The sequence below is a fragment of the Hyphococcus sp. genome, assembly GCF_965228385.1.
Classification (GTDB): Bacteria; Pseudomonadota; Alphaproteobacteria; order Caulobacterales; family Parvularculaceae; genus Hyphococcus.
Genome location: NZ_OZ245810.1, coordinates 431,457 through 454,289, shown reverse-complemented (window position 1 = coordinate 454,289; position 22,833 = coordinate 431,457). Strand labels below are relative to the sequence as shown.

Annotated in this window: 28 protein-coding genes and 2 tRNA genes; 8 read left to right on the top strand and 22 right to left on the bottom strand. The window is 56.8% G+C overall.

The window, feature by feature from the left end; translation table 11 throughout:
- Positions 1-9: 9 nt before the first annotated feature.
- Positions 10-666 carry a uracil-DNA glycosylase gene (locus ACQK2Q_RS02105; RefSeq protein ID WP_425408105.1) on the top strand — a complete coding sequence of 219 codons (657 nt, stop codon included), beginning with the start codon at positions 10-12 and terminating at the stop codon, positions 664-666.
- A gap of 28 nt (positions 667-694) precedes the next feature.
- Positions 695-1,192 (top strand): hypothetical protein, encoded by a 498-nt coding sequence (locus tag ACQK2Q_RS02100; protein ID WP_425408104.1) that lies wholly within the window; start codon positions 695-697, stop codon positions 1,190-1,192.
- Between the two features lie 16 nt (positions 1,193-1,208).
- On the opposite strand, the gene ACQK2Q_RS02095 is transcribed toward ACQK2Q_RS02100, so the two are convergent.
- The 3 genes from ACQK2Q_RS02095 to dapA form a co-directional block, all read right to left on the bottom strand.
- The gene (locus ACQK2Q_RS02095; RefSeq protein WP_425408103.1) at positions 1,209-1,685 is read right to left on the bottom strand and encodes a GNAT family N-acetyltransferase; all 477 of its coding nucleotides are present in this window, start codon (positions 1,683-1,685) and stop codon (positions 1,209-1,211) included.
- 92 nt (positions 1,686-1,777) lie between these two features.
- Positions 1,778-2,254 (bottom strand): SsrA-binding protein SmpB, encoded by a 477-nt coding sequence (gene smpB, locus ACQK2Q_RS02090; RefSeq protein WP_425408102.1) that lies wholly within the window; start codon positions 2,252-2,254, stop codon positions 1,778-1,780.
- Positions 2,254-3,135: a 4-hydroxy-tetrahydrodipicolinate synthase gene (gene dapA, locus ACQK2Q_RS02085; RefSeq protein WP_425408101.1), complete on the bottom strand. Its 882-nt coding sequence runs from the start codon at positions 3,133-3,135 to the stop codon at positions 2,254-2,256. Before dapA ends, smpB begins: the two co-directional genes overlap by 1 nt.
- A 182-nt stretch (positions 3,136-3,317) precedes the next feature.
- Here dapA and ACQK2Q_RS02080 point away from each other — a divergent pair, with 182 nt between their 5' ends.
- From ACQK2Q_RS02080 to ACQK2Q_RS02060, 5 genes are all read left to right on the top strand, one after another.
- The gene (locus ACQK2Q_RS02080) at positions 3,318-6,098 is read left to right on the top strand and encodes a transglycosylase SLT domain-containing protein (protein WP_425408100.1); all 2,781 of its coding nucleotides are present in this window, start codon (positions 3,318-3,320) and stop codon (positions 6,096-6,098) included.
- Between the two features lie 168 nt (positions 6,099-6,266).
- Positions 6,267-6,358: transfer RNA gene (locus ACQK2Q_RS02075), tRNA-Ser, on the top strand.
- A 95-nt stretch (positions 6,359-6,453) separates the two neighbouring features.
- Entirely contained in the window at positions 6,454-6,834 is a 381-nt protein-coding gene (locus tag ACQK2Q_RS02070) for a hypothetical protein (protein WP_425408099.1), read from the top strand.
- Positions 6,831-7,028, top strand: coding sequence for a hypothetical protein (locus tag ACQK2Q_RS02065; protein ID WP_425408098.1), 198 nt, complete (start codon positions 6,831-6,833; stop codon positions 7,026-7,028). The genes ACQK2Q_RS02070 and ACQK2Q_RS02065 overlap by 4 nt, the downstream gene beginning before the upstream one ends.
- Positions 7,025-7,246, top strand: coding sequence for a hypothetical protein (locus ACQK2Q_RS02060; protein ID WP_425408097.1), 222 nt, complete (start codon positions 7,025-7,027; stop codon positions 7,244-7,246). The genes ACQK2Q_RS02065 and ACQK2Q_RS02060 overlap by 4 nt, the downstream gene beginning before the upstream one ends.
- Before the next feature lie 216 nt (positions 7,247-7,462).
- On the opposite strand, the gene ACQK2Q_RS02055 is transcribed toward ACQK2Q_RS02060, so the two are convergent.
- From ACQK2Q_RS02055 to ACQK2Q_RS01970, 18 genes are all read right to left on the bottom strand, one after another.
- Positions 7,463-9,373 (bottom strand): hypothetical protein, encoded by a 1,911-nt coding sequence (locus ACQK2Q_RS02055; RefSeq protein ID WP_425408096.1) that lies wholly within the window; start codon positions 9,371-9,373, stop codon positions 7,463-7,465.
- Positions 9,374-9,469: 96 nt separating this feature from the next.
- Complete coding sequence (locus ACQK2Q_RS02050; RefSeq protein ID WP_425408095.1) at positions 9,470-9,697, bottom strand: hypothetical protein; 228 nt, start codon at positions 9,695-9,697, stop codon at positions 9,470-9,472.
- Positions 9,694-9,978 (bottom strand): hypothetical protein, encoded by a 285-nt coding sequence (locus ACQK2Q_RS02045; RefSeq protein ID WP_425408094.1) that lies wholly within the window; start codon positions 9,976-9,978, stop codon positions 9,694-9,696. The genes ACQK2Q_RS02050 and ACQK2Q_RS02045 overlap by 4 nt, the downstream gene beginning before the upstream one ends.
- The gene (locus ACQK2Q_RS02040; protein WP_425408093.1) at positions 9,975-11,003 is read right to left on the bottom strand and encodes a phage major capsid protein; all 1,029 of its coding nucleotides are present in this window, start codon (positions 11,001-11,003) and stop codon (positions 9,975-9,977) included. Before ACQK2Q_RS02040 ends, ACQK2Q_RS02045 begins: the two co-directional genes overlap by 4 nt.
- Positions 11,004-11,158: 155 nt before the next feature.
- Positions 11,159-11,431 carry a hypothetical protein gene (locus ACQK2Q_RS02035; RefSeq protein ID WP_425408092.1) on the bottom strand — a complete coding sequence of 91 codons (273 nt, stop codon included), beginning with the start codon at positions 11,429-11,431 and terminating at the stop codon, positions 11,159-11,161.
- 103 nt (positions 11,432-11,534) lie between these two features.
- On the bottom strand, positions 11,535-11,876 hold the full coding sequence (locus ACQK2Q_RS02030; protein WP_425408091.1) for a hypothetical protein: 342 nt from the start codon (positions 11,874-11,876) through the stop codon (positions 11,535-11,537).
- A gap of 96 nt (positions 11,877-11,972) precedes the next feature.
- Positions 11,973-13,172: a DUF3631 domain-containing protein gene (locus ACQK2Q_RS02025; RefSeq protein WP_425408090.1), complete on the bottom strand. Its 1,200-nt coding sequence runs from the start codon at positions 13,170-13,172 to the stop codon at positions 11,973-11,975.
- A complete protein-coding gene (locus tag ACQK2Q_RS02020) occupies positions 13,169-13,402 on the bottom strand; it encodes a hypothetical protein (protein WP_425408089.1) in 234 nt (77 codons plus the stop codon). Before ACQK2Q_RS02020 ends, ACQK2Q_RS02025 begins: the two co-directional genes overlap by 4 nt.
- Before the next feature lie 112 nt (positions 13,403-13,514).
- Positions 13,515-13,736, bottom strand: coding sequence for a helix-turn-helix transcriptional regulator (locus ACQK2Q_RS02015; protein WP_425408088.1), 222 nt, complete (start codon positions 13,734-13,736; stop codon positions 13,515-13,517).
- Positions 13,737-13,823: 87 nt separating this feature from the next.
- Positions 13,824-14,312 (bottom strand): hypothetical protein, encoded by a 489-nt coding sequence (locus ACQK2Q_RS02010; RefSeq protein ID WP_425408087.1) that lies wholly within the window; start codon positions 14,310-14,312, stop codon positions 13,824-13,826.
- The gene (locus tag ACQK2Q_RS02005) at positions 14,309-15,499 is read right to left on the bottom strand and encodes a tyrosine-type recombinase/integrase (RefSeq protein ID WP_425408086.1); all 1,191 of its coding nucleotides are present in this window, start codon (positions 15,497-15,499) and stop codon (positions 14,309-14,311) included. Before ACQK2Q_RS02005 ends, ACQK2Q_RS02010 begins: the two co-directional genes overlap by 4 nt.
- A 245-nt stretch (positions 15,500-15,744) precedes the next feature.
- Positions 15,745-16,203, bottom strand: a complete 459-nt coding sequence (locus tag ACQK2Q_RS02000) for a hypothetical protein (protein ID WP_425408085.1) — start codon at positions 16,201-16,203, stop codon at positions 15,745-15,747.
- 310 nt (positions 16,204-16,513) lie between these two features.
- Entirely contained in the window at positions 16,514-16,750 is a 237-nt protein-coding gene (locus ACQK2Q_RS01995; protein ID WP_425408084.1) for a hypothetical protein, read from the bottom strand.
- Between the two features lie 16 nt (positions 16,751-16,766).
- Complete coding sequence (locus ACQK2Q_RS01990; RefSeq protein WP_425408083.1) at positions 16,767-16,994, bottom strand: hypothetical protein; 228 nt, start codon at positions 16,992-16,994, stop codon at positions 16,767-16,769.
- Positions 16,995-16,998: 4 nt separating this feature from the next.
- Entirely contained in the window at positions 16,999-17,688 is a 690-nt protein-coding gene (locus ACQK2Q_RS01985; protein ID WP_425408082.1) for an RHS repeat-associated core domain-containing protein, read from the bottom strand.
- A 60-nt stretch (positions 17,689-17,748) separates the two neighbouring features.
- On the bottom strand, positions 17,749-18,336 hold the full coding sequence (locus tag ACQK2Q_RS01980) for a hypothetical protein (protein WP_425408081.1): 588 nt from the start codon (positions 18,334-18,336) through the stop codon (positions 17,749-17,751).
- A gap of 105 nt (positions 18,337-18,441) precedes the next feature.
- A complete protein-coding gene (locus tag ACQK2Q_RS01975) occupies positions 18,442-19,173 on the bottom strand; it encodes an RHS repeat-associated core domain-containing protein (protein ID WP_425408080.1) in 732 nt (243 codons plus the stop codon).
- 303 nt (positions 19,174-19,476) lie between these two features.
- Positions 19,477-21,660, bottom strand: a complete 2,184-nt coding sequence (locus ACQK2Q_RS01970; protein WP_425408079.1) for a hypothetical protein — start codon at positions 21,658-21,660, stop codon at positions 19,477-19,479.
- 432 nt (positions 21,661-22,092) lie between these two features.
- Between ACQK2Q_RS01970 and ACQK2Q_RS01965 the strand changes: the two genes are divergently transcribed.
- Positions 22,093-22,169 (top strand) — tRNA-Ile (locus ACQK2Q_RS01965).
- Positions 22,170-22,238: 69 nt separating this feature from the next.
- Here the strand turns inward: ACQK2Q_RS01965 and ACQK2Q_RS01960 are convergent.
- Entirely contained in the window at positions 22,239-22,730 is a 492-nt protein-coding gene (locus ACQK2Q_RS01960) for a DUF2165 domain-containing protein (protein WP_425408078.1), read from the bottom strand.
- Positions 22,731-22,833: the final 103 nt, after the last annotated feature.

Below are 22,833 nucleotides of genomic sequence, written 5' to 3'. Positions count from 1 at the left end.
ATTTTTGTTTTGGCGAAAGCTGCGCTCGAAACCGATCCGCCGCCGGACTGTCCGCTATGCCCGCGGCTGGCCGCCTATCGTCGCGACAATCAATCCGAATATCCTGATTATTTTAACGCCCCGGCGCCGTCTTTTGGCGATCAAAAAGCGCGACTGTTAATCGTTGGCCTGGCGCCCGGGGTTCACGGCGCAAACCGTACGGGCCGGCCGTTTACGGGCGATTTCGCAGGCGATCTCTTATATTCAACCATGGCGAAGTTCGGTTTTTCCAACGACAGGTTCAACGCCGATCCCGAAGACGGCCTCAAGCTGAGGCAGGCGATGGTCACGAACGCCGTTCGCTGCGTCCCGCCGCAGAACAAGCCGACCGGTCCGGAAATCCGAACCTGCCGCCCCTTTCTTGTCAACCAGATTGCCGCGCTTAAACAGTTGAAGGCGATATTGTGCCTCGGACGCATAGCGCATGATTCCACGATCGCTGTCCTGGGCCTGAAACAAAAGCAGGCGCCCTTCGCCCACGGCGCCGCCCACGATACGAACCAGAACGGTTTAAAGCTGTTCGACAGCTATCATTGCTCGCGTTACAATACGAATACGCGCAGATTGACGCCTGAGATGTTCGAATCGGTTTTCGCGGCTGTCCGCAAAGAAATCGATCAGGACTGAAAACGAAACAGAGCGCCGGAGAGCCCAGATGAGCACGCGAAATTGGGGTTTACCGAACAAGGATGAACAACGCGCAATCCGCGATGCGAAAACCTACAAGCCGGGTCTGACATTGTTGGTGACGGCGGTTTTCGGCGTCATCGGCGCGGCGGTGGCGGCGGTCAGTTTCGCCGAGGCGCGCGACGATATTTCCGGACTGTTTCACGGCGGCACTCTTGCGGCGGTCATTGTCTCCGCAGGCTTTGGCTGCTGGGGCTATGTGTGGCTCGCCCGTCCCCGTTTTGCAGCGCAGCTTTCAGGACGCGGCGATGCGTTTTCCAAACTGGTCCGGTTTTATGCGCGCGCCGCGCTCGGTCTCGGCATTCTCTTGTTGCTTGCCTCCATATCCGGGATTTTCGCACCGGTAATGTTCAGCGTGCTGTTTTTATGCGTGGCCGGCGGCGCCGGCGCGGCGGCGGCGTTCCAGACGGTGCTGGCCTTCGTACCGCATTATGAAGAAGACGCGAGCGGGGCCGGCGAAGGATAGCCGTATCTTCATATGTCTAACGTTCAGGGTTTGTCAGGCGAAATTTATTAAAGGCTGCGCCGTCGACGACAAGCTGGCCATCTTTCACAAATCCCAGCCGGGTAACCGCCTTTAATTTCGTCCGGCTCGGCGGCAACAGGATGATTATGGAACCGAGATTCATCTCGTTAAAAGCCTGCTCTTTGACTTGAACGAAAATTCTGCGTCCCCATCCCCAAAATTTCCGGTGAAGCACCAGGCCGAAGTCGGCCTCCCCCTGCTCCGGCTGCAGGCCGCCCCATCCCGCAAACTCGCCGTGGATTATAAACGCCCAGGGGCCGAACCCGTATTCGTCCCAAAACTGTTGCTTTGATTTTAAAAAAGCGCGGCATTGATCGCGCGAAAATCCGCCCCCGAGCAGCGGCAATTGTTTGCCCACCATCTCATCATTCATAAGATCGATGATGCGGTCTTCTTCGATTTGGTGGAGGTGAACGAATTCAATATCGCCCATCGCGCAGTCTCATTTGTTAGACGCCGGATTTTTCTGTTTCACACCTCGATGGCCGCGGACTGGATTGCGACACATGACAGACTTTGCCAACCTTAGCCCAGATCCTTTAGGAGGCGCTGCTTTTGCCGGCTCCAGTCTCGGTCTTTCGATGTTTCGCGCTTGTCGTGCAGCTTTTTGCCCTGCCCCAGACCCAGCTCCAGTTTAGCCCGTCCTCGGGCGTTAAAATAAAGCTTCAGCGGCGTCAGCGTATAGCCTTTACGCTCCACAGCCTGAGCGAGCCGCGCTATCTCCCGCTTGTGCAACAGCAATTTGCGTTTGCGCTTGGGTTCGTGATTTTCTCGATTGCCTGCGGAGTATTCCGGTATGTTCGCATTGATCAGCCAGATCGCGTCGTCCTCAGGCGAGGCGTAGCTTTCCGCGATATTCGCCTTTCCCTCGCGCAGGGCTTTTACTTCCGTGCCGGTCAGGACAAGGCCGGCCTCGACCACGTCCTCGATAAAATATTCATGGCGCGCGCGCCGGTTTTCCGCGACGATCTTGCGGCCTTCTTTTTTGTCTTTTGCGGACATCAGTCTGTCAGACCAAGCTCTTTTAGCGCCGCCTTCACTTTACCCCTGGAGAACTCACCCGGCGTGACAAGCGGTAAGCGCACTTCTTCCGAACACAAACCAAGCAGCGACAAGGCGTATTTCGCGGGGCCTGGGCTTGTATCGGTGAATAACGCTTCGTGCAGCGGCGCCAGCCGGTCCTGCAGCGCGCGCGCGGTGACGAAGTCGTCATTGAGCGTCGCCTGTTGCATCTGCGCGCACAGATCGGGCGCAATATTCGATGAAACGGAAATGCATCCGACCCCGCCCATGGCGTTGTAGCCAACGGCGGTCATGTCCTCGCCGGAAATCTGCAGAAAATCCTTTCCGCACAAACGGCGCTGCAGGGCGACGCGCCCCAGATCCGCCGTGGCGTCCTTGATGCCGACTATGCGCGGTAATTTCGATAGCGCCGCCATCGTATCAATAGTGATGTTCACCGCTGTACGCGCCGGCACATTGTAAACGATGATGGGAATATCGGTTGCATCATGCAGCGCGGTGTAATGCGCGATCAGCCCCGCCTGGCTCGGCCTGTTGTAATAGCCCGTAACCGACAGGATGGCGTCGACGCCTGCTTCCTGCAGGCGCTGCGCCATGGAGATGGAATAGGCCGTTTCATTCGACCCGGCGCCGCCGATAACGGGAACCCGGCCCGCCGCAGTTTCAACGCAAAGCTTTACCACCCGCTCATGCTCTTCATCGCTGAGCGTGGCGGATTCGCCAGTGGTGCCTACCGGCACAAGGCCGTGTGTGCCCGCCGCGATCTGGCGCTCCACCAGCGCGCAGAACGCTTCTTCGTCAACGGCGGTATTTTTAAACGGGGTGACAAGGGCCGTAATCGACCCGGTAAACTGTTTCATGGGCTTGGATTTCTCAAATTTAACGCCTCGATAACCGCGAACCGCCGTTTCAGCAAGACGGCGCCTGTTTTGAAGCACGAAAGAATGGGCTATTGTGTGGCGATCTTGTGCGTTTAAGACGGGAGTTTGAGGGTATGAAGCGCGTCTATAATCGGCGCTTAAAGGCGGGGGCCTTATCGACCATGTTGCGGACCAAGTTTTTTAAAACCTGTCATATACAGGTCCTGGCGGCGTTTATCACGGTTTCGCTATGCATGAGCGCACCGGCTGCGGCTGCGCCGGAGCCGCGCATCAAGCCACCCGCGCCCGGTCCCGTTTATATCAGCGTCAACGATAAAGAGCGCCTGCACGTGCTCGCGGATTTGCTCAAAAAGAAACAGTTTTCCACAATTCAGCCCCTGATCGGGAATATTTCGGACCCCATTGCGAAGAGCCTCGGCCAGTGGATGTATCTGATGGCGCAGGACCCACAGATCGACTTCAATGACGCAGACGCCTTTCTCGATGCAAATATTGACTGGCCGATGCAGTACCGCATCAGCGCATTTGTTGAAGATAAAATTCCCAGCAGCGCGCCAGCCGATCAGGTGCTCGCATTCTTCGACACCCGCGAGCCCGTGACCGGCGAAGGCAAAATCCAGCTCGCCCGAGCGCTGTTCGCTGTCGGCGACAAACAGGGCGGCGAACATCACGTGCGCGACGCGTGGATCAATCACAATTTCAAAATTGCCGAAGAGCGGCGCATCCTTTCCGTCTACGACGGCGTGTTGCGGGAAGAAGATCACGCAGCCCGCGTCGACAGAATGCTGTGGGACCGCGAAGTCACCAACGCGCGGCGGGTCTTTTCAAAGCTGTCCGGCGAGGACCGGCGCATGGCTGAAGCGCGCGCCGCACTATTGTTGAATGCGTCTTCAGCGCCGAGACTTTATGAAAACCTCTCCCAGCCCCAGCAGCTTGATTCGGGCATGCTGCATGCGGCGGTGCGCTATTACCGGCGCAGCGGCGACGAACAATACGCCGTCGCCCTCGCCGCACGGGCGCCTGAGGACCCGGCGAAGATTCGCAACGGCTCGCGCTGGTGGGATGAACGCCAGCTGTTGATGCGCTGGGCGCTGAAAAACGGACGCTTTGCAGACGCCTATTCGCTCGCCGCCGGCAACCGGCTCACCGAAGGCGGCGATTTCGCCGAGGCGGAATTTTACGCCGGCTGGATCGCATTGCGCTTTTTGAATGCGCCGGCGCGCGCTGAGACGCATTTTCTGGCGCTCGCCTCCGGCGTCGATTCGCCGATTTCCGTCTCGCGGGCGAAATACTGGATCGGGCGCGCCGTCGCCGCGAAGGGCGAGCGCGAAGAAGCGAACAAGTTCTACGCCATGGCCGCGCGGCACTATTATTCCTATTACGGACAATTGGCGGCCGAAGAACTGGGCGGCGTCGAATCGGCGAAATTTTCGCCTCCATTGCAATCAACCGCAGCCGAACGCGCGCTTTTCAGTTCGCGCCCGACGGTCAGCGCGCTGAAAATGCTCACCGATCTCGATCTCGATTATGAATTCATGGTGTTCGCCTATCATGTGGACGATCAGCTTGAGCGGCCGGGAGAATATATCGAGCTGGCCAAGCTGACCGACGGCGAAGGCGCGCCGCATCTGACGGTGCGCGCCGGCAAGGTCGGCATTCAACGCGGCGCCTTTGCGCCGGAGGTCGCCTATCCGCTCGTCTTCATACCGGACGAGGCGTCGCGCTTCGTATCGCCGGAAATTATTCTGGGTCTTTCGCGCCAGGAAAGCGAGTTCAACCCCCGCGCCTATTCACGCGCGGGCGCGCGCGGCGTCATGCAGCTTATTCCGTCTACGGCGCAAATTACAGCGCGCAAGGAAGGATTGGCGTATAACCGCTCTGCGCTGCTTGATGATCCGGTCTACAACATGACAATCGGTTCAGCGCATCTATCGCATCTGCTTGAGCGGTTCGACGGCTCGCTGATCATGACGCTCGCCGCCTATAACGCCGGCGCCTCGCGGGTCAATCGCTGGATTGGCGAATATGGCGATCCGCGAACCACCCAGGTGGACCCGCTCGACTGGGTGGAGCTCATTCCCTTTTCCGAAACCCGCAACTATGTCCAGCGCGTTCTGGAAAATATGCAGGTCTATCGCGGGCGGCTCAACGACCGTCCGATTCCCGGCAGGCTTTACGCTGACATTGAGCGCGGCGGCCCGCGCGACCGCGTCGCCACATTGAAACCGCCCTCCATCGTGCTCGCAAACGCCGCCGCCACTTTCGGCGCGCAACCGCTGCCGGCCCTGCCGTCGCGAACAGAAGAACGCGCGAGCGCGTATGCGCGGGAACTTTCGCAAGCGGCGCCGGCGCCGACCCCTGCAGACCAGACGGCCCCTGCAGACCAGACGCCAGGCGAGGCGCCGGGCGCCGAGAGGGCGATCAACCCCTCGCCTATCACTTTCACTGAAAAGACGCCCGCCCCAGAGCCAGCGCAAGCGCTAAAAGCATCCGGCGAAAGAAACGCTGCGAAAACCCTCAACGCGCCTGAAGCGGCGGTGACTCAGCCTGCAACCGCCGCCGCGCAGCAACCTGTCCCTCAGCTGGCGCCGAAAGCGGAACAGCCCGTCGCCGATGCAAGTCCGCAAACAATCGCCGCCCAACCCGCCGTATCGCGCACGCGTATCGAAGCCGAAGGGATTTCCGCAGAACGGGTCGCGGAAATCCTGAAGCGCATGCCCGCGGCGCAGCCAGCGGCGATTGAAAACGCGCCCGCCGAAACGGCGCCGGACATGAGCGGGGCGTCTGAAAGGCAATTGACCGGCGCTGACGCGGCCGAAACATGCCTCGCCTATCGCGATTATATTGCACGCAATGCCGAAGAAGACTCAGCGACGGCCTCCGGCCTCAACGCGGTGATGCTCGCCGAACTTCAGGGCGGCGCATCGGGCGAGGAGTGTTAACGATAGCGTGCTGACCGGTTGCGCCCCTTCCTGCGGCGCGCCGGCTGACTGTGATGACTTGCGGGCGGGCGATCCGCCGCCGCTGTCTTCTCTCCACACCCGTCCTGCAATGCCCGTCTTGAAACGCCTGCCTTGCAATGCCGGGCGCCTTCGGGCATTACCGGCGGCGGAGACGTGGCCGAGTGGTCGAAGGCGCTCCCCTGCTAAGGGAGTAAGCGGTTTGTCCCGCTTCGAGGGTTCGAATCCCTTCGTCTCCGCCAGATTAGCAGTTAACCAATTGAAATAGCTGGCGTTTTCTCTTGAAGGGGTTTGCAACCCACGGCCCTACCTACGGGCATTTTTTGAGGGAAAAACCATGACCATTTTAGACGAAAACCTGAAATTCAGCGCCGAAATCACTGTTCGCAAACCTCGCAACATGGTGGAGCTATATGAGACTTGGCGCTCGTTAGGCCAACTTGCCGAAGTCCGCTCCATACTCGACCAGGAAGATGACAAATACAAAGACAAAAATGGCCATATGCGTAATCGGATTTGGGATGCACGCAGCGATCTGGAAAAACGCGCCAATGAAATAGAAATCATGACGCCCAAAGACGCGCGAGCGGCGCTCGATATGTTTCTTGAAATGTTTGAAACAGATTATGCAGACCAGCGTGACGCATCAATTTTGCAGGCTGTCCGGCGGTTTGTGTCGCTGGAACTTATCAGCCCAGAAATGGAGCGGCGGCGATGAGTATGCAGCGTAAAGCGGATCCCGTCAGACAAGCGCTTATTGATGAGTTCTCGAAAGGCGCAAAAGAACATTTTGAACGCGGACACCTGTCAGCGTATCGGCAACTCATTGAATTGATAAAGTTCCTTAAATCCGGCGAGTCGCAAGACCTGCAAGAATTTTATGCCGCTTCGAAGAAAGAGACGCTTAATTGAAACATTCAGTAGACGACTATAAGGCCCTTATTTTCGACATCGCCAACCACATGCGCGATCTTGCCGAGCCTGACGAGAATATAAATGAAGCGGTTATTGACGTTCTGGCAACCACCCTCGCAAAAGAGTGGCAGGAACGGGATGCAGACTTGGAGGCAATGCGGGCCGCGATGAAGGAAGCGCTCAAAACGAAGCCATGGCGAAAGTCACTTAACTGATAACGCGGGGTATATCTAACCCCGCGTTACGAAGAGAGGCCCCTCCGGGGGCCTTTCTTTTGAAGCTCGACAGCGTCCCGGGTTTTGACTGGCGTTTTTAAGTCTTCCGGTTCAAGAGGCAAATTTGCCTCTTGATCTGACTTTCGGTCACCGCCATGGTGCAGATTCGCAATCTTAGCCCTTTTTGTCCCCTATCAATCTCATCCGCCATGCGCATTATGGCACATCGAAGCACGAACCTATGTAATTCGTGTTTTGACGATAGAACAGACACCAATCGGAAGACGTGTTCATCGTGAAGTCGGTTCCGCCGGGAAGCCTTATGTTGCCAGTTCCATGCTTCACTGTAGGGTCACGCGAAGATGTTGCGGAGTGAATAATCAGCCAGTCGCCCTCGGTTCCGCCGTTGATTGTGTCGAGATCGTCTGTCGAGGCTTCGCTTTCAGGATCGATCTTGTGCATTGAGCCGGTGACGGTGATTGCGCCAGAAGCAATTTCCAACGTTCCGTAGTTCGCCGTGCGCAAGAAACCCGGATCAACGAGATCAGAATTTACGTCCTGCGTGTCATGATTAACCACATAGCCTTGCGTTCCGTCATAGTAGGATACGTCAATCGTCCCGCCATAATCGCAAGAGCCATGACCGTCTGAAACGCCGCTTGAACCCTCATTCACCCGGAAATAGCCGGTAATGGTGTATTTACCGCAGCCCGCGACAAAATCCACGAGATAGGTATAATCCGCATCAACCTGGTCCCGCGCAAACACACCGATAACATTCAGGCTTTCCACAAGATCGGCGGATATGACGGGCGCCTGCGCACCGTCATGCGCATAGGTCCGGATAAAGTTGGTTCCGCGAATTGTAATCTGACCGTTGCGGCCGGAAATCGTTCTGTCGATAAGTATATCCGGCGCGTCGTTATCGCCCCGGTCGTTACCCTCGAAGTCACCGCCATCAACAATGACGTGATCCACGTCACGAATAACCATGCCGGATTTATTTGCGGCCTGTGATACAATGCCGATAAATTGAAGCGCCGCCGTGCCGCCGTTTTCATCGCCGTCAACAATGATATTGCCGTCGCCATTGGAATAGTCATAGCGACCGCCCTGCACATAGGAGGCTGTACCGTTATGAATAACGAGGCCCGCCGACATGTCGTCCGCATCGGTTGAGCCCGAAGAAATGGCGGAGCAGTTGACGTGACGGAAACCGAAAGTCCCGTCATAGAAGTAGCCGGTGTCAAACCGGTAGGCGACAACATTCTCGCAGCCGGAATCGCGCACGCTGCGGGTCGTCAGAATGCCGATGGAACCCGCCGTCGCATCATAAGCGAAGTTCGCCGACGCGTCGCCTACAAGATAACCGTTGCGGACAATGGCGCCGTTGGTTTCGCAATATTCATCGGATGTAATAGACTGGCAGACCGTTCCTTGCTCATACGAGTTTGTAATCAGCGCGCCGGTTTGGCCCGACTCCGCGCGGAGCGTTGCCCCGCCAAGGTCCAGAATGACGCCGTGACGGTTGAAAACGATACCGGGGCGAAGCGTATAATCGCCCTTGGAAAGCTTGACATGCGCCGTAGGGGTTCCGGCTTTCTTGTCAATAAGCTCCAGCACCATCTGGCTGGCGACAATGATCGCGTTATTGAGCGCATTGGCTTCTTCCGTCGCGGTGTTTCCGGACGCGCCAAAGCCGCACCAGCGCGGGTTGATGTCCGACCCCTCAAGATAATCGGCGCGAATCCATCCGCCGCTTGATCCGTCCGTATCCTGCGGGCTTGGAATAACAACGCATTCCGCCGTGTCGGCGGTTACAAGCGTTGACCAGTCGCCCGTATCTTTTATGAACAGGCCCGCCTGACCGTCTCCGGAGATAATAACGGCGGCGCCGTTCTGAAAACGGGCAAAGGGAACAGCCTTCAGCGCAGTATAACTGTCAAAGGAAACGGTTTGCGTTCGGAGGATCTGTTGCGCGTTTGAAGGGGTAGCCGCCGCAAGTGCGACGACAAGAAAAAAGGCCCCCGGCCAGACACGCTCCGCAGCTAGCCGACCGGGGGTTTTTGCCGGGAGAAATTCACGATAAAACCCGGCAAAACTGCTTACAATACTTTTGAAACTCACTTTTCATCTTCAGCCTGCGGAGCGTGTGGGTTGAGAGCTTTTGCTATTCTGGCTCTATGTCCGAGCGGCTTGATTGGTCATCGACCGGGCGCCGCGCTACCGTTGCGTTCGCTCCATGACTTCGCGCGCGACTTCATTCGCCGCTCGCTGCATCCAGCATAAAGTTTCATCGGCATATTCGAGAACCAGTTCTGAAATCTTTGCGTCTGTTTCGCCGTGGTCACGTAAGCGCATTTGATAGTCGGCAATATGCTGTTGAATTATTGGTTCGGATGCTTCTGCTATTTTTTTGAAAACAAAGTTGCGGGTTTCTTGTTCGGTCATTGCGCATCCTCGCTTTTCTCAGGCTCATCAAGCGCTTTGGAAAATGCTTCGACAACGCGCGATACATCGCCGCCCACGCCTTCGGATGTAATCTTTTCTGTGATTTCGGCCAGCGTTTCGGCGATGCCTTTTGCGAAAATATCGCTTGCCTCGTCTATCTCGTTTTCTTGTAGCCCGAATGAGCGGAGACACTTCAGCAACGCCAGGATTTGTTTTTCTGTCGGCGTGCGAATGCTATCCGCGATCTGTGCTTTTATGATTTTTTGTGACTTTTCCATCATGCGCTTGTGTCATGGAGTTGGAGGCCGCTCATGTAAGAAACGCTGTCGCGCATCGCCGCCCAGTTAACGTGGCGATCAACCTTGATAGCCGCCAAGCCTGCTTGCCAAAGCGAGGTTTGAGCCGCCGCGCCGCTGGCGTCATCCGCCATTTCAATGCTCGTTTCAGTTGAGACGCTAACCTCAATACCTTGGTCGCCTGTTGCGATGGCCTGTCCGTCGATAAGGATAAGCAGTTCGCCGCCTGCAGGATCGGGAACATTGCGCGAGGCAATGGCGGGAAGACCGCACAACTCGCCGCCGCGCGCGCCAATCAGCGGCCTCACCAGACTATCGTGCAATGAAACAAAAGTTTTTGGACGCGCCACAAAGTAGGCCGTTTCAAAGTCTCCGCCGAAATCGTCAATCAAAGCCTTGATTGCAAAATCATAATCGCTTCCAAATCCGATTGCAGAAACACCGTCTAGAACGCTTGCCGGTTTCACGTTTGCCGAGCCGCCATTCGCTGGGTCCAGGAATGCCGCGTCGATAGCCGCAGCGCAAACGCGCACAAGCTCAGCCCTGATGAACGATTCAGAGCCCGTCGCGCCAAAACGCAAGATTTCTTTGGAGACTGCAGCTAGTGCGCTAACGCATAATGGCTGCAGCGTGTCGCTTGTGGTCGTGCCCTTCGAAAGCGGCGCCGGAGTCGTCTCTCCTCGCCAATAGGCTGTCGCTCCTGCCGAAAGGCTAGCTAAATTGATATTCAACGGAACCTTGCGAAGGCCAATGCGACCGAAAACGCTGGCCTCATTCACCAGCTCGATAAATTCAGTTGTGACCTCATCGGCCAGAACACCAGCCCAAGAGTCAACTTGCGTTGATGCTGGAGCTATCGCAGCCTTTTGAAGAAACGCGGTCGGCCTCGCGTCGCGACCATAAGTGCCTTCAGCGATCATGATGGCGTGATCTATGCCGCCCTTCGCCTCGGCGAGTGCAATAACGGCGCGCGCAAAATCCAAACCTCTACTATCGTTTTTTCTTATCATTTATGCTTTGCTTTCCGGACCGGCGGCGAACGCCATGAATTTAAACGCCCGCCGCCCGCAACCCGATTTTTTGTCAACACAGGACGTGCTAATTATTGGACGGATTGCATCGCATGGCACACACGATTTAACCGGCTATAACCCCATTTAACCTGCTATTTTTTGAGTCCGATGTTGAAAGCGGCGAGGTCTTCGGTGTGGTACCAGATGCCGCCCTTGGCGTCGCGTCGGAAGAAAATTTGCGCTTCGTCAGGGTGCAAACCTTTTCGATAGCCTCTCAATGTCTCAAGGCTTTTGCCGACAATTTCAGCAGCTAAAGATTCGCGCACTCTATCGCTGGGACGCACGTTAAAACGGTCGCAGATGCGGGCGATTTCCGATTGCAGGGGGTCGTCAACAAATCCGCATTGCGGGCATGGATTAGTCATGCAACACCCCGGGGGGCAATCGCCGAGTTGATTTCAGGGAAGGAAAGTCTACCGGCGGGGATGGGACCCATTCGCACGGTACTGCGATTGAGAAAATGGGGCGCTATTCCATGAAGCGGCGGCGGACCTCGCTTGTCGGACTGCCGCCGAAGCTGTTCAAAATTCGGCGCAAGATCGTCAACCCTGCAACCGGCAAGCCCTCGGGCGAACGCTGGCCCGCCACAAGATTGCAGGCGATTTTTGTCATTTGACGGTCGCTCCGACGCAACCATGGGAAGTTTTCGCGAAATTCGTGCCAGACTTCTTTTTCTACTGAAGGCATATTTTCGTAAGGCGGCCCCAGCGCCGGACCAACTATATTTGACCGGCCCTTGAACCGTCCGGGGTTTGTGATTGTGCGCCCTGTTACAAATGCAATTTGTTGTGGTGTTCGTTTTCTTGCCATGTCTTAACCTCATTATCTGATTTGCAGATGCGCGAAAATTTGCTTTGCCGCCGGTCTTGGTTTTCGCGCTTATATATTGCGCTCCCTTCCCCCCGGTCATGCGGAACCTCCAGAACCCATGGAACCCGGTTCCGTTAGTTCCATAGGTTCTGTTTCCATAGGAGACGGAGAGAGGTAACGCTCCCATGCGTCGTGCAGGGGTTCTCGCCGGTATCCTTGAAGCGAAACGCCTTCCACTTTCACTTTTTTAGACTCAACGCCATATTTCTTGAGCATACCGGCAAGCGTGCGCGTCGTTATCGGTTTCCCGTGAAGTTCCGCCCACGGCGCATCTGCCGCGAGTCCGTATTTTTCAGGATTGCAAAGGCGCTCGATAATGGTCTTAGTATGAAGCGCGATGGCGTCGCCGAAGACGGTTCTCATGTCTCCTAAGAGGCGGACGCCGAGACTAACCTTGCGGTCAAGCGCGACCTTTGAGAGTGCTAGACAGGCGTTGCGCGCAAGCTCTGGCCAGTCACCGCCCGCAGCATCCGCAACCGCAATAAGTGGTTCCCATATTTCCGCCGGGCGGTCCTCAATACCGGATGGTAACTCAGGCCACGACGCGCCAACTTGTTCGCCAACTTCCTTCCCCCAGGTTTCCAGTTCGTCGCGAAGCGTTTCACCTTCAGGGCCGTGTTCCCGGTTCCGGAAAGGTTCTACTTTCTCGAAGCGGTTCCGCCTGCGCATACGAATAATGACGGCGCGGCTCATAATTGTATCGGGAAGGTCGCCGAGACCGGCGAGCGCTACCGGCGCGAAAACGTCGAAATATTCAACATCATGCTTAGGTCCAACGCAGCGCGGAATCTTCGCGCCGCGCTTGTAGCCGGCGTTGAATACCGCCCGTAACTCCTCGTTTGAGTCTTCCTTTCCTCGCTTAGAAAAAATCGCGTCACATTCATCCGCGAGGATCGTGACAGGCTCCTTTGAAAGCGTCCTGAAAATCGCGGCAGGCGAAGCGTTCAAACAAAAGAGGCTCCGTCTTACTGTTAAATCCAGAACCTCCAGAACCCGCGTCTTGCCGCTTCCGGGTTCCGGGGACAACATCGCCAGCCGTGGCGTAGTGTGGAAGTGTTCGCTCATGTGCGTGTGAGCGGCCCAGAGCGTGACAGCGACAAGACAATGCTCATCAGGGAACGCACAAAAGCGGCTTATGAAGGATGAAACGTCATCTAAAAGCCGCGCGGGCGAATCAATTTCCGGCGCTAAATAATCGCGGTCATCGTCAAACGGATCGGTTACAGGCTTGCTCATGCCGCGCCCCCGATCATTTCAAAGAACGAACAGCGCATCGCGGCGTATTGCTCGCCATAACAGTTGACCAGCACGAAATCGGCTTCGCCGACGAATGACGTGAACACATCGCAAATAAACTGCGGCGTTTCCGCTCCATAATAGGCTTTGGCAACCGGCCGTCCGAGAAGCGAGCCTCGCGCAACGTCGCCCGGCTGTGAATGCTGGCGCCAGTGGCCAAGGGCGCGCATAACTTGATTTTGAGGGGTGTTCGGATTATATTTCATGGGCTTTCTGGAATTCGTTTGATCGTGAGTTTGGGAAGTGGAACGCAGAAAAGCCCCCTAGGCGCAGGGGGCTTTTTCATGCGGCGGCATCGCGGGCGGCAACGCGGGCTTCAATCCAGTCGTCAATCTCATCTTCCAGCCACCCTTTACGGGCGCTATCGCCACCCGCTCCGATCTTTATCGGAGGCGGAAATTTTCCATTCTTGATGAGATAATAGAGCGTGGAATCGGCGGTGATGCCGGTTTTTGCTTTAACAGCGGCCCTACGGATAATTCGCTTTTGAGTTTTCTTCGACATCGCCATCCTCGCTGGTGCGTTCTGGATGGCTCTGCAATTTAATCAGATATTTCCGGTTGTCTAAAGGTTTACGGTTTGGCCTAGTCGCTAGTTGTCCAAACTCGCAAGCACTTTTGGCAACATTCGCTTATAAAGTTCTGTTTTCTTTGCATCGAAAAAATCGCTTCTTGTAATGCCTTCAAGGCCAATGAAATGGTGGAGCCAGCCGTCTTGTGTCTTGGGTTTGCCGTTGCGTTTGTCCCGCTCCACAAGTTTAGCGATCGTGAGGGCGGTCATCACATTCTTGCTCTCCCAATCGCGCTGCTCTTTGGGCGTCCTTTCGCGGGATTTCGAAGTGTCGCGCCGCTGTATTCTTATTCGGAATTTTGAGTCGCCGTCTGGATCCGCGGCCTGCCGGAGATAGGCGAAAAAAAAGGCAAGCGCCGCACCCTCCGTACCTTCAGAGCGCCATTTTTCGGCGTTTGCCTCATACATGGCGTCCGCATAGATGTGGATATGTTGGAGCCCTTCGTCGCCGGGAATTGAGCCCTCCAACGCCATATTGGCCTTGTGACTCAGATCAAAAAAATCCGTCATTTCACGCCCTCGCAATATTTCGCCCACGCCGTCATGAGCTTCCGGCGCTTCTGGAAAAGGTCGTCACGCACATACGCGGCTTCTGTGGCATCACTGATGACGTGCGCCAGACACGCCTCCGAAACCTCGCGTGCGAAATTCGTTTCCTGCCGCGCCCATGTTTTGAACGATGCCCGCATCCCGTGAACCGTGACGCCGGGCCTCATGCTCTTTAAGAGCGACAACATCGCCATGTTGCTCAAATGCGAGCCCGCCTTACCGCCGATGAAAACGTGGTCGTTTTCATCTTCGCGGGGTAGGGCCTTGAGAACTTGAAGGGCGCGGGAAGTGAGGGGAACGCGATGCAGGCGCCCTGATTTCATTCTTGACGCCGGAACGGTCCAGACTTTGCTCTGCAGGTCGATTTCCGGCCAGCGGGCGCCGATGGTTTCAATCGTGCGGGTGGCGCATAGGACCGTCATTTCGAGCGCCAGCGGAGTGACGCCGCCCTTCTCGCGAAGCTCCCCGATAAAGGCGGGAATTTCCGCATAGTCGAGCGCCGGTTGATGCTTGACCTTTCGCACCCGGGACAAAGGCGGCAATGCGGCGTCAAGATTGCCCTTCCATGCCGCCGGATTGTCACTGCGCGGCAGGCCGTGGCGCACAGCAGCCCAGCTAAGGATTTTTTCGATGCGCCCTCGCAACCGGCCCGCTGTTTCCGGGCGCGTATGCCAGAGGGGCTCAAGCACGGCTAGGACGTGCGTGATTCGAATCTCGCTGACCGGAAGGTCGCCAAGAACCGGATTGGCGTAGGTTTCAATGGTGCTTTTCCATTGAGCCCGGTGCGCCTTGTTTTTCCATGTCGGGGCGTGCTGTTTGATGTAGCGGTCTGCGGCGTCTCTGAATGAGATTGTGCCCGCCCTTTGGAGGCGCGCAGCGATCTTCTCGGCGCGTCTTTGTTCGATAGGGTCAACTCCGTCCTCGCTAAGCTGGCGAGCTTCCACGGCAAGCTTTCGAGCCTTCTGCAGCGATATTTTCGGGAACCGGCCAAGCCCCATCCACCGCTCGCGCCCATCGATCTGAAAACGATAGAGCCAACTGCTTCCCGCACCCTTGCGTTGGAAGTATAATCCGCCACCGTCCGGGTGAACTCCTTCCCCGAGACTTTTGAGCCCTAAAGCTGATAATCTCTTGACCTGCCTACCCACGGCCCTACCTACGGTTAGTCGCTGGAAGGTAGTGGAGTTTTCTGGAACGTTCTAGAATAAAAACTTGCGTTTTTTCCCGAAATCACTAGGTTTTTGGAGCGCTCTGGAGTGTACTGGAGCGTTAGAAAAATCCCTTCGTCTCCGCCATCCAAGTGCAAAACTAAGAACCGGATTTTTTATCAGCATCGAAGGTCAGCGCCTGACCGGCGAATCGCCGGTCTGTTTTCGGTTTGGCTTTGCGCAGTTCAATATCGGGTGACGCGGTTCGCGGCGTTGTAATCGATATCGACCACGCGCGGGCCAACCGTCCGCTTGCGGATGTTATTGAGGGCGTCGTATTTGTAGCTCGCCGTTGCCTGCGTCCCCGAGACGCCCCACGGCCCCGTGGCGGTCAGGAGCCGCCCGGCGCCGTCGTAGGCGAAGGTCCGGTTCTCGTTCGCATTTACATGGTCGGTGATCGCATCGACCTTGTAGCGGTCGTCATAGGCGTAATTGAGCCGCACAACATCGCCCGCCCCGCCGCCGCCGTGGCGCACAAGCTGCACCAGACCGCGCGCATTGAGGGTCTGTTCCAGTTCATGCCCGTTGCCGTAATCGAGGGTGGAGACCTGTTCGTTCGGGTGATAGGCGGCGGCGTAGAGATAACGGCTTCCCATGGCGGGGGTTCCGATCAGCAGAACGAAAAGAGAAAGCCAGAACTTCATGGGACGGAGGATAACGCCATCGGCCCTATGGCGCGACAGCGCATCCGCAACGCCCTTCGGGCGGTGCGCAAACCCAAATTCTCGCACCCGTCACGGGGGATTTTGCAGGAAGGATTGGAGGCGTCACGGCGGCGCCCTTCGCCGCCGGTTTGCGCAGCAAAACATTTGATCCGGCGGATCGATTGTAGGCGAAGAAGGCCCGGCAGGGCTGACGCAAAATGGCGCCACTCGGTTACAGGGTGGCGCCGCATAAATCGATGTGCAGACAACGCCCTAAGCCGACCCAGGCGCCGGCCCTTTAATCTTGCCGTTATTCCGACTCTGATCTTTTCTGCGCTTTTCCCAGGAAGTGGAATACCAACAAGGCCGCGCCGCCGATCAATGAAGCCCCGATCCAAAACGCCGCCAGGATACCGGCGCGATCCGCCATGTTCGCGACCGCTTCGCCGGCGCTGACGCCCTCGGTCGTCGCCAAAAACTGAAAGAGACCGACAAGGCCGATGGCCACAAAAACGATGGCGACGTTGATCAGATATTTCTTCAGCATCGGCCCGTTGAGTCTGCTATTTTTTCCGGTTTCCAAACCGAGCCGATAGAAGCAATGCGCTAGTAATCACCACGATCAGGAAAACAAAGAGGCCGATATAGATCCAAATGTCATTGAGCACTTTCTCCCAACCGTACTCTAAGTAACCGCTCCCCAGCATTAGAAGCGCTACAAAAGTCGATACTAAAACGGAAAAAAATATCATTCGCAGCATCGTCGGTTTTGGCCCGGTTTCTTTTGTCATCGAATTAGCACCCGCCTTCCTCTTGAAAACATGTCGGTATGAAGTTATCTCCCAAATTTTGCAATTGATCGACTGTTTCTGATACGGCTGGGGCAGCTGCGTCAATGCCTGCTTGGAAAGCGTCAGATGCCGCACCAGCAGCGTCAGTCGCGGCGTTAATTCCAGCTTGGGTGGCAACACCAGCCGCCGCTGTAGCTGTAGCCTCCGCTGCCGCTCCAAGCACTTTATTTGCAATTGCCTGTCCGGCTTTGCCGCCAGCGAACGTGGAAACGCCGTCAACAGCGGCCTGCCCAGCAGCGCCGGCGATAACATTTTCGCCATTCGCGCGAGCCGTCACGGCACCATCGGCTGCGCCCGCTAGCCCCGCCGCGACCGCACCGCATTTAACACAGCCTGTGGCTCCGATGATTCCTCCTGCGAGCGCGCCTTTCCCTGCACTAACGCCAACCCGGCCAAATTTCACACCGGGTTGGTCGTCCCTAAGCTGGTTTGCCAATTCAATGCCGCCACCAATAAGCGCACCAAATCCCGCACCTATTGCTCCAGTGCAAAGATTTGCACATTCACCCGTCGGATCGGTATTATTGATAGGATCATTATTGACATACGCATAAAGGTTCAACTGATCCTGATAGCCGATGGGGTCGGTTGAATAGAACCTCCCGATGACCGGGTCGTAATAGCGGGCCTGCATGTGTCTGGCTGGGGTGGGACCCAGCCAGACGAGACCGTTGATCGGGGCCCCGCGCCCCGATCAACCCGCGTCCTCCACATGGCCAGTAAAGCCGGTGTTATTGTCGTTGGCGCCGGCCGCGTAGTCCAGCGCCTCGCCGAAGGGGTGATACGCCTCCCGCCAGAGGAAGGCGCCGCCCGCATCCGTCGCCGCGACAGGCGAGCCCAGATGATCGCCGTAAGTGTAGATGGCTGTGGACCCATTTTCGATGCGCACCTGCGCCGGCCCGATCCCGGCGTAGTCCGTCGTTTTTAAATCCGTCGCTTCATCCTTGAAGATCAGCCCGCCGGTGACGGCGGAGTAAACGAAGTAGGTCGTCTTTCCGTTCACAACGGATTTCACGCGCTTTTTGTTTCCGTCATAGGCGTAGGCGGCATTGACGCCGGAACCGGTCATCGACACCGGCTGGTCGGAATGATCGTAAGACCCCATGGCGGGGGTTCCGATCAGGAGAACGAAAAAAGAAAGCCAGAACCTCATGGGGCGGAGGATTAAAGACAAAACAATCGGCGGGTATCGCCAGAGCTCAACCCGCCCTACGCGGTGACGCCGCTTACTGCCCGCATCGTCCAGTAGGATCGGTATTATTGACTGGGTCGTTATAAACATAGGTCTTACGCCAAAAAAATCAAATACAAAACATAAATAATGCCCGAAATTGCAGCAATAATCATGAAATTGAACAGGAACCGCTGAATAAAGTTCATCTTACTTTCATTCATTATCTTTCTCCTTAATTTCGATCTCTGCAGAATATTTCCGAACTATTCTGCTTCTAGGTTGAGAGCGCGAAACGGTTGCGGTTAAAGTATTAGAATCTGCGTTGTAACTAAAGTCTGCCTCGGCGAGCGCAGCAACGCCAATATTACTCAACGTTTCTGTCGCTAGCCCGTTGGGATCAATTCCTTGACCCGAAAGGGTATCGTAAGCTTGAAACGCAGAATCCAGTGCACCACCAGTTATTGCTAAACCAGTGTTTGCTGCGCCCTTAGCGAGGGCACCACGCAGAGTTTTTGTCACAACCGCAGAGCCGGCCGTCGCTCCCGCCGCAAAGTTTCCAAGATTGTACGCCAATCCTTTCTCATATTTTTTATCGAGAAAGTATTTCAGACCAGTCCCAGCAAGACCGGGGTTCTGGCTAAGCAAGTCTAACCCAGCTTCAAAAGAATTACGTACAAACTGATTTGCGCTATGGTATGGTGCTCTGCCACCCAAATATCTAGCAATCGCACCATAGCCCCTTGCTGATTTATAATACCCAGCGCAGAAGCGACCAACGGTATCAGTAGCGCCGGTGGCCAAACTCCAAGCGCACTCACCATTAGGGTCAACAAAATTCACCGGATCATTTGCGACATACGCATACAAATTCAGCTGATCCTGATACCCGATGGGATCAGTTGAGTAGAACCTTCCGATGACCGGGTCGAAATAGCGGGCCTGCATGTGTCTGGCTGGGGTGGGACCCAGCCAGACGAGACCGTTGATCGGGGCCCCGCGCCCCGATCAACCCGCGTCCTCCACATGGCCGGTAAAGCCGGTGTTGTCGTCATTGGCGCCGGCGGCGTAATCCAGCGCCTCGCCGAAGGGTGTGCGGCGAATACTGAAGTTGTTTCACATCCTTCGAGGCTCGCCGTCCCATGCTCTCGCGTGGGACGGGCTCGCACCTCAGGATGAGGCTTCTTGTCAAAAAATGCGTATTCACCGCACAATGGCGAACGTCGCCACCCATGCATCGACGCCGCGCTCCTAATTCGCCGCGAGCCAGAACGCGATGTCGGTAAGGTTTACGGTTCCGTCGCCGTTCAGGTCAGCCGGGCACGCCGCCGGTTCCGGCGGGCAAGGCCCCGCGGCAAAGAAGATCGACAGAAGATCGAAGATATTGACCTGGCCGTCGCCATTGACGTCGCTCATCACCTCCGACGGATCGAAAATCACCGACAGCAAAACATTCTGGTCATTCTGCACGACATTCCACGCAATGCCTTTGCCGGAAATGTCCGGCAGATCGTAATTGGCGAATGCGCCGGTGATTTCACCGGTCGCGCGCACCATGCTCAGCACCAGACCGAGCCCCGGCTGAAATCCGTCTTCCAGCGACAAATCCAGCGTACCGTTCAGATCGATATCGCCCTCTACAAAAAGAAAATCCGCTGCGGCGCCAGGCTGCTGACCGGCCGCCTCGTAGAGGACGCGCGAAAACGTGCCAAGGCTCGACTGTCCTTCCAGCGTTGCAATGCCTTCCAGTTCAACGACGCCGCTCAAGGTCAGCGACCCGGCCATTGTCCCATTTTCGATGACAATACGCTTGGCGGCCTGAGACGAAAACAGCTGCGCAAATCCGTCAGAAAAACTCATGCGCCGGCCAGCGCCGATCTCTATGCGGCCGCGATAAGACCCGTTGAGGATTGCGTCGATCTGTAAATCGCCGTCGCGCGCGATCAGGCGCGCCGTATAATCGAACGGATCGGGCCCGTCGAGATCGACCACCGGCGGATTGATGACGACGCCGCCGCCTTCCGGCGTAGCAATCCGCAAGGTTCCGCCATTGGCGCGCAGGGTCGCCAGATTGGAAAACAGCGACGTCACGCCGACAATCCCCGCCCCTTCGATGCGGCCGTGATTGATCACCTCGAACGCCTGCAGCCCGCCATTGTTGGACAGCCGCAATGTCGCGGGTATGACCGGATTGCCGACATCGCCGGGATCGCCCGGCGGCGGCGTCACCACGATCGGGCCGAGTTCAGACTCCGGGTCGACGGTGCGAAGCGAGCGGGACAGGATCAGATTGGCGCCGCTGACTTCCAGTATGTTGCCTTCGGAAATGGTCGCGGCGCGCGCATTACGGTCGGTGTTCACTTCGATAATCGTAGTCGTTGCATTGGCGAGAAACACTTCGTCATTGCCGTCGGGCGCGCGCGGCCCGAACCATTGCGCCGCGTTTTGCCAGACCCCAGAGCTCTGGCTGAACTTGCGAGGAAAATCGATTTCCTCCCAGGTCTCCGCAGCGGCGACGGCGAGAATATCGATGGCGCTCGGCCGGGCGCGGGACTGAGGATAAATTGCGGCCCACATCAGCGCCTGATGCGCAGTGCATTGCTGCACCGTGAGGCCGGGCACGGTGCTCGGCTCGTCGCTGAGCGTCGCCTGGTCGGGCGCTGTCTTGCACGCCTGTATGCCGCCAAGCGCAAGGTGGTTGCAGTCCGTATCGTCCTCATCGTCGCTATTGATGAATTTGAAGGCGTCAAAAATAAACTGCACGCCGGTTTGCGCCGGCGTTGTCACGTAAAACGGCTCGTTCGCATTGCACTGGTCGCGCTCCTGCGAAAGGCCGATCACATGCCCCACTTCATGCAACGCGATGGTGTAAAGGTCGGCGTCGTAGCCTTCGTCATTATCGACGAACACGCCCACGTCGGAAACTTCCACGCCGTCCCAGAGGGACATGACCGGCGCAACGGAAAACGCATCCTGTCTTTCATTGGGGTGCAGCGTTCTGTAGAGCGCGGGACGCATGTTGAACTCAGTGTCGTCATTCGGCGTCGGATCGTAGAAATATTTCAGCGTCGGGCCGATCCTGACGCGCGCCAATGTGGTCCGCCCCTGTGCGTCCGTCGCCTCGATGGAAGCTTCCGGTTTGCTGCCAAACGCCGGATTATACCAGGACGCAAGAATAATAATGGTATGATCATCTTCGATAATATCCGCCCAGTGATTGGCGGCCGCTTCGATAATGTCGACCATCTGATCGGTCTGCGGCTGCCCGTTCGGGCAGACCTGAAACCCCATATTGGCAGTGCACGGATCTATCCCCTGCGGGTCGGTCTGGTCGTAGACCACGATAAAATCAACGCTGTTTGCGGGCCCGGTGAAGCCCAGCGTCGCGGCCGCGGCCAGCGCCGTAATCATGCGATTATGTATAATACCGTTCATGGCGAAGCTCCCTTCTGAGCATGGGCGCGTTCAGAAAGAAACGGGTTTTATTCCGCTAATGTCGGCAGACGCGCAAAAAGGCGCGCCGGCGGTATGACCGCCTAACGCAACTTCGCCGCATCAACAGTGCAGCCATTCAGAATGTCGGCATTCCATCATGGCGCAGTCTCTCCCCAACGCCTGCTCCCAGCATATCCCTTGGGTGAAGCCGTAGCAAGCATGACGCGCGGCTCTGGCGCGGCGGTTTTGTCGCCGCCTGCCCAGCCGGCGCATACCGGCCTTTTCGGCAGACGTTTTTTCGATGATTTTTCGCCAATGCCGCAATCATAAAGACCGGCCTGTTCAGCCTGACACGACAGCCCGCCAAAGGGTTTGCTCTGTCAGAATTTGCTGATAATAGGGCGGTCCCTTTGCAGGACGACGCTGCGATAAGGGCCTGTAGCTCAATTGGTTAGAGCTGGCGGCTCATAACCGCTAGGTTGGGGGTTCGAGTCCCTCCGGGCCCACCAGCAATAGCTGCGTCAAGCGCCGCAACGCCGTCCGGTTCTGCAACTTTTACTGGCTCGCTCGTGGCACGCTCATCGCACCTCATCGGGCATTCCGACGAAAATCCCGATCACGCCGATCATGCCGCCATAGCGGAAAGCTGAGCCGAGGCCGACATCGCGCAAGACGTCCGAGCGCCAAAGCTCAAACCAGCTTTCGGCGATAACAATCCAGCCGGCGAAGAGTAAAAAGACGGCGACGGCGCAGCCCGTAAGGGCCAAACTCTTGGCGTGCTGAAACATCGCCGCATCGTGTTTTCGCGCGGCCGCCATCCGCCAGGCGCCGGCTAGGCACAATAACCCGGTCATTATTTTCAGCGTCAGGATGAATATCGCGCCGGCCATGATCACCGCCGGGTTCGACGTCGCCCGCCAGCTTTCCGCGCCGCCCTCGAATGTCGACATTGACGTGGTGGCGGCGATGGCGCCTTTGGTCCCTTCCCAATCGGTGATATTGCCGAAAGCGCCGACGAGCCCCCACATGGCGACAGTTAAGACCAGTACTATTTTCATTATGCGCAGCATGCGAGCGCCCCCTCTCGTTTTAGCCAAGTTATCCGCATTTCCCCGTCACACGCAAACCCAATGGCGCAGGCACGCACTGTTCGCCAGCGTCAGAACCGCCTCT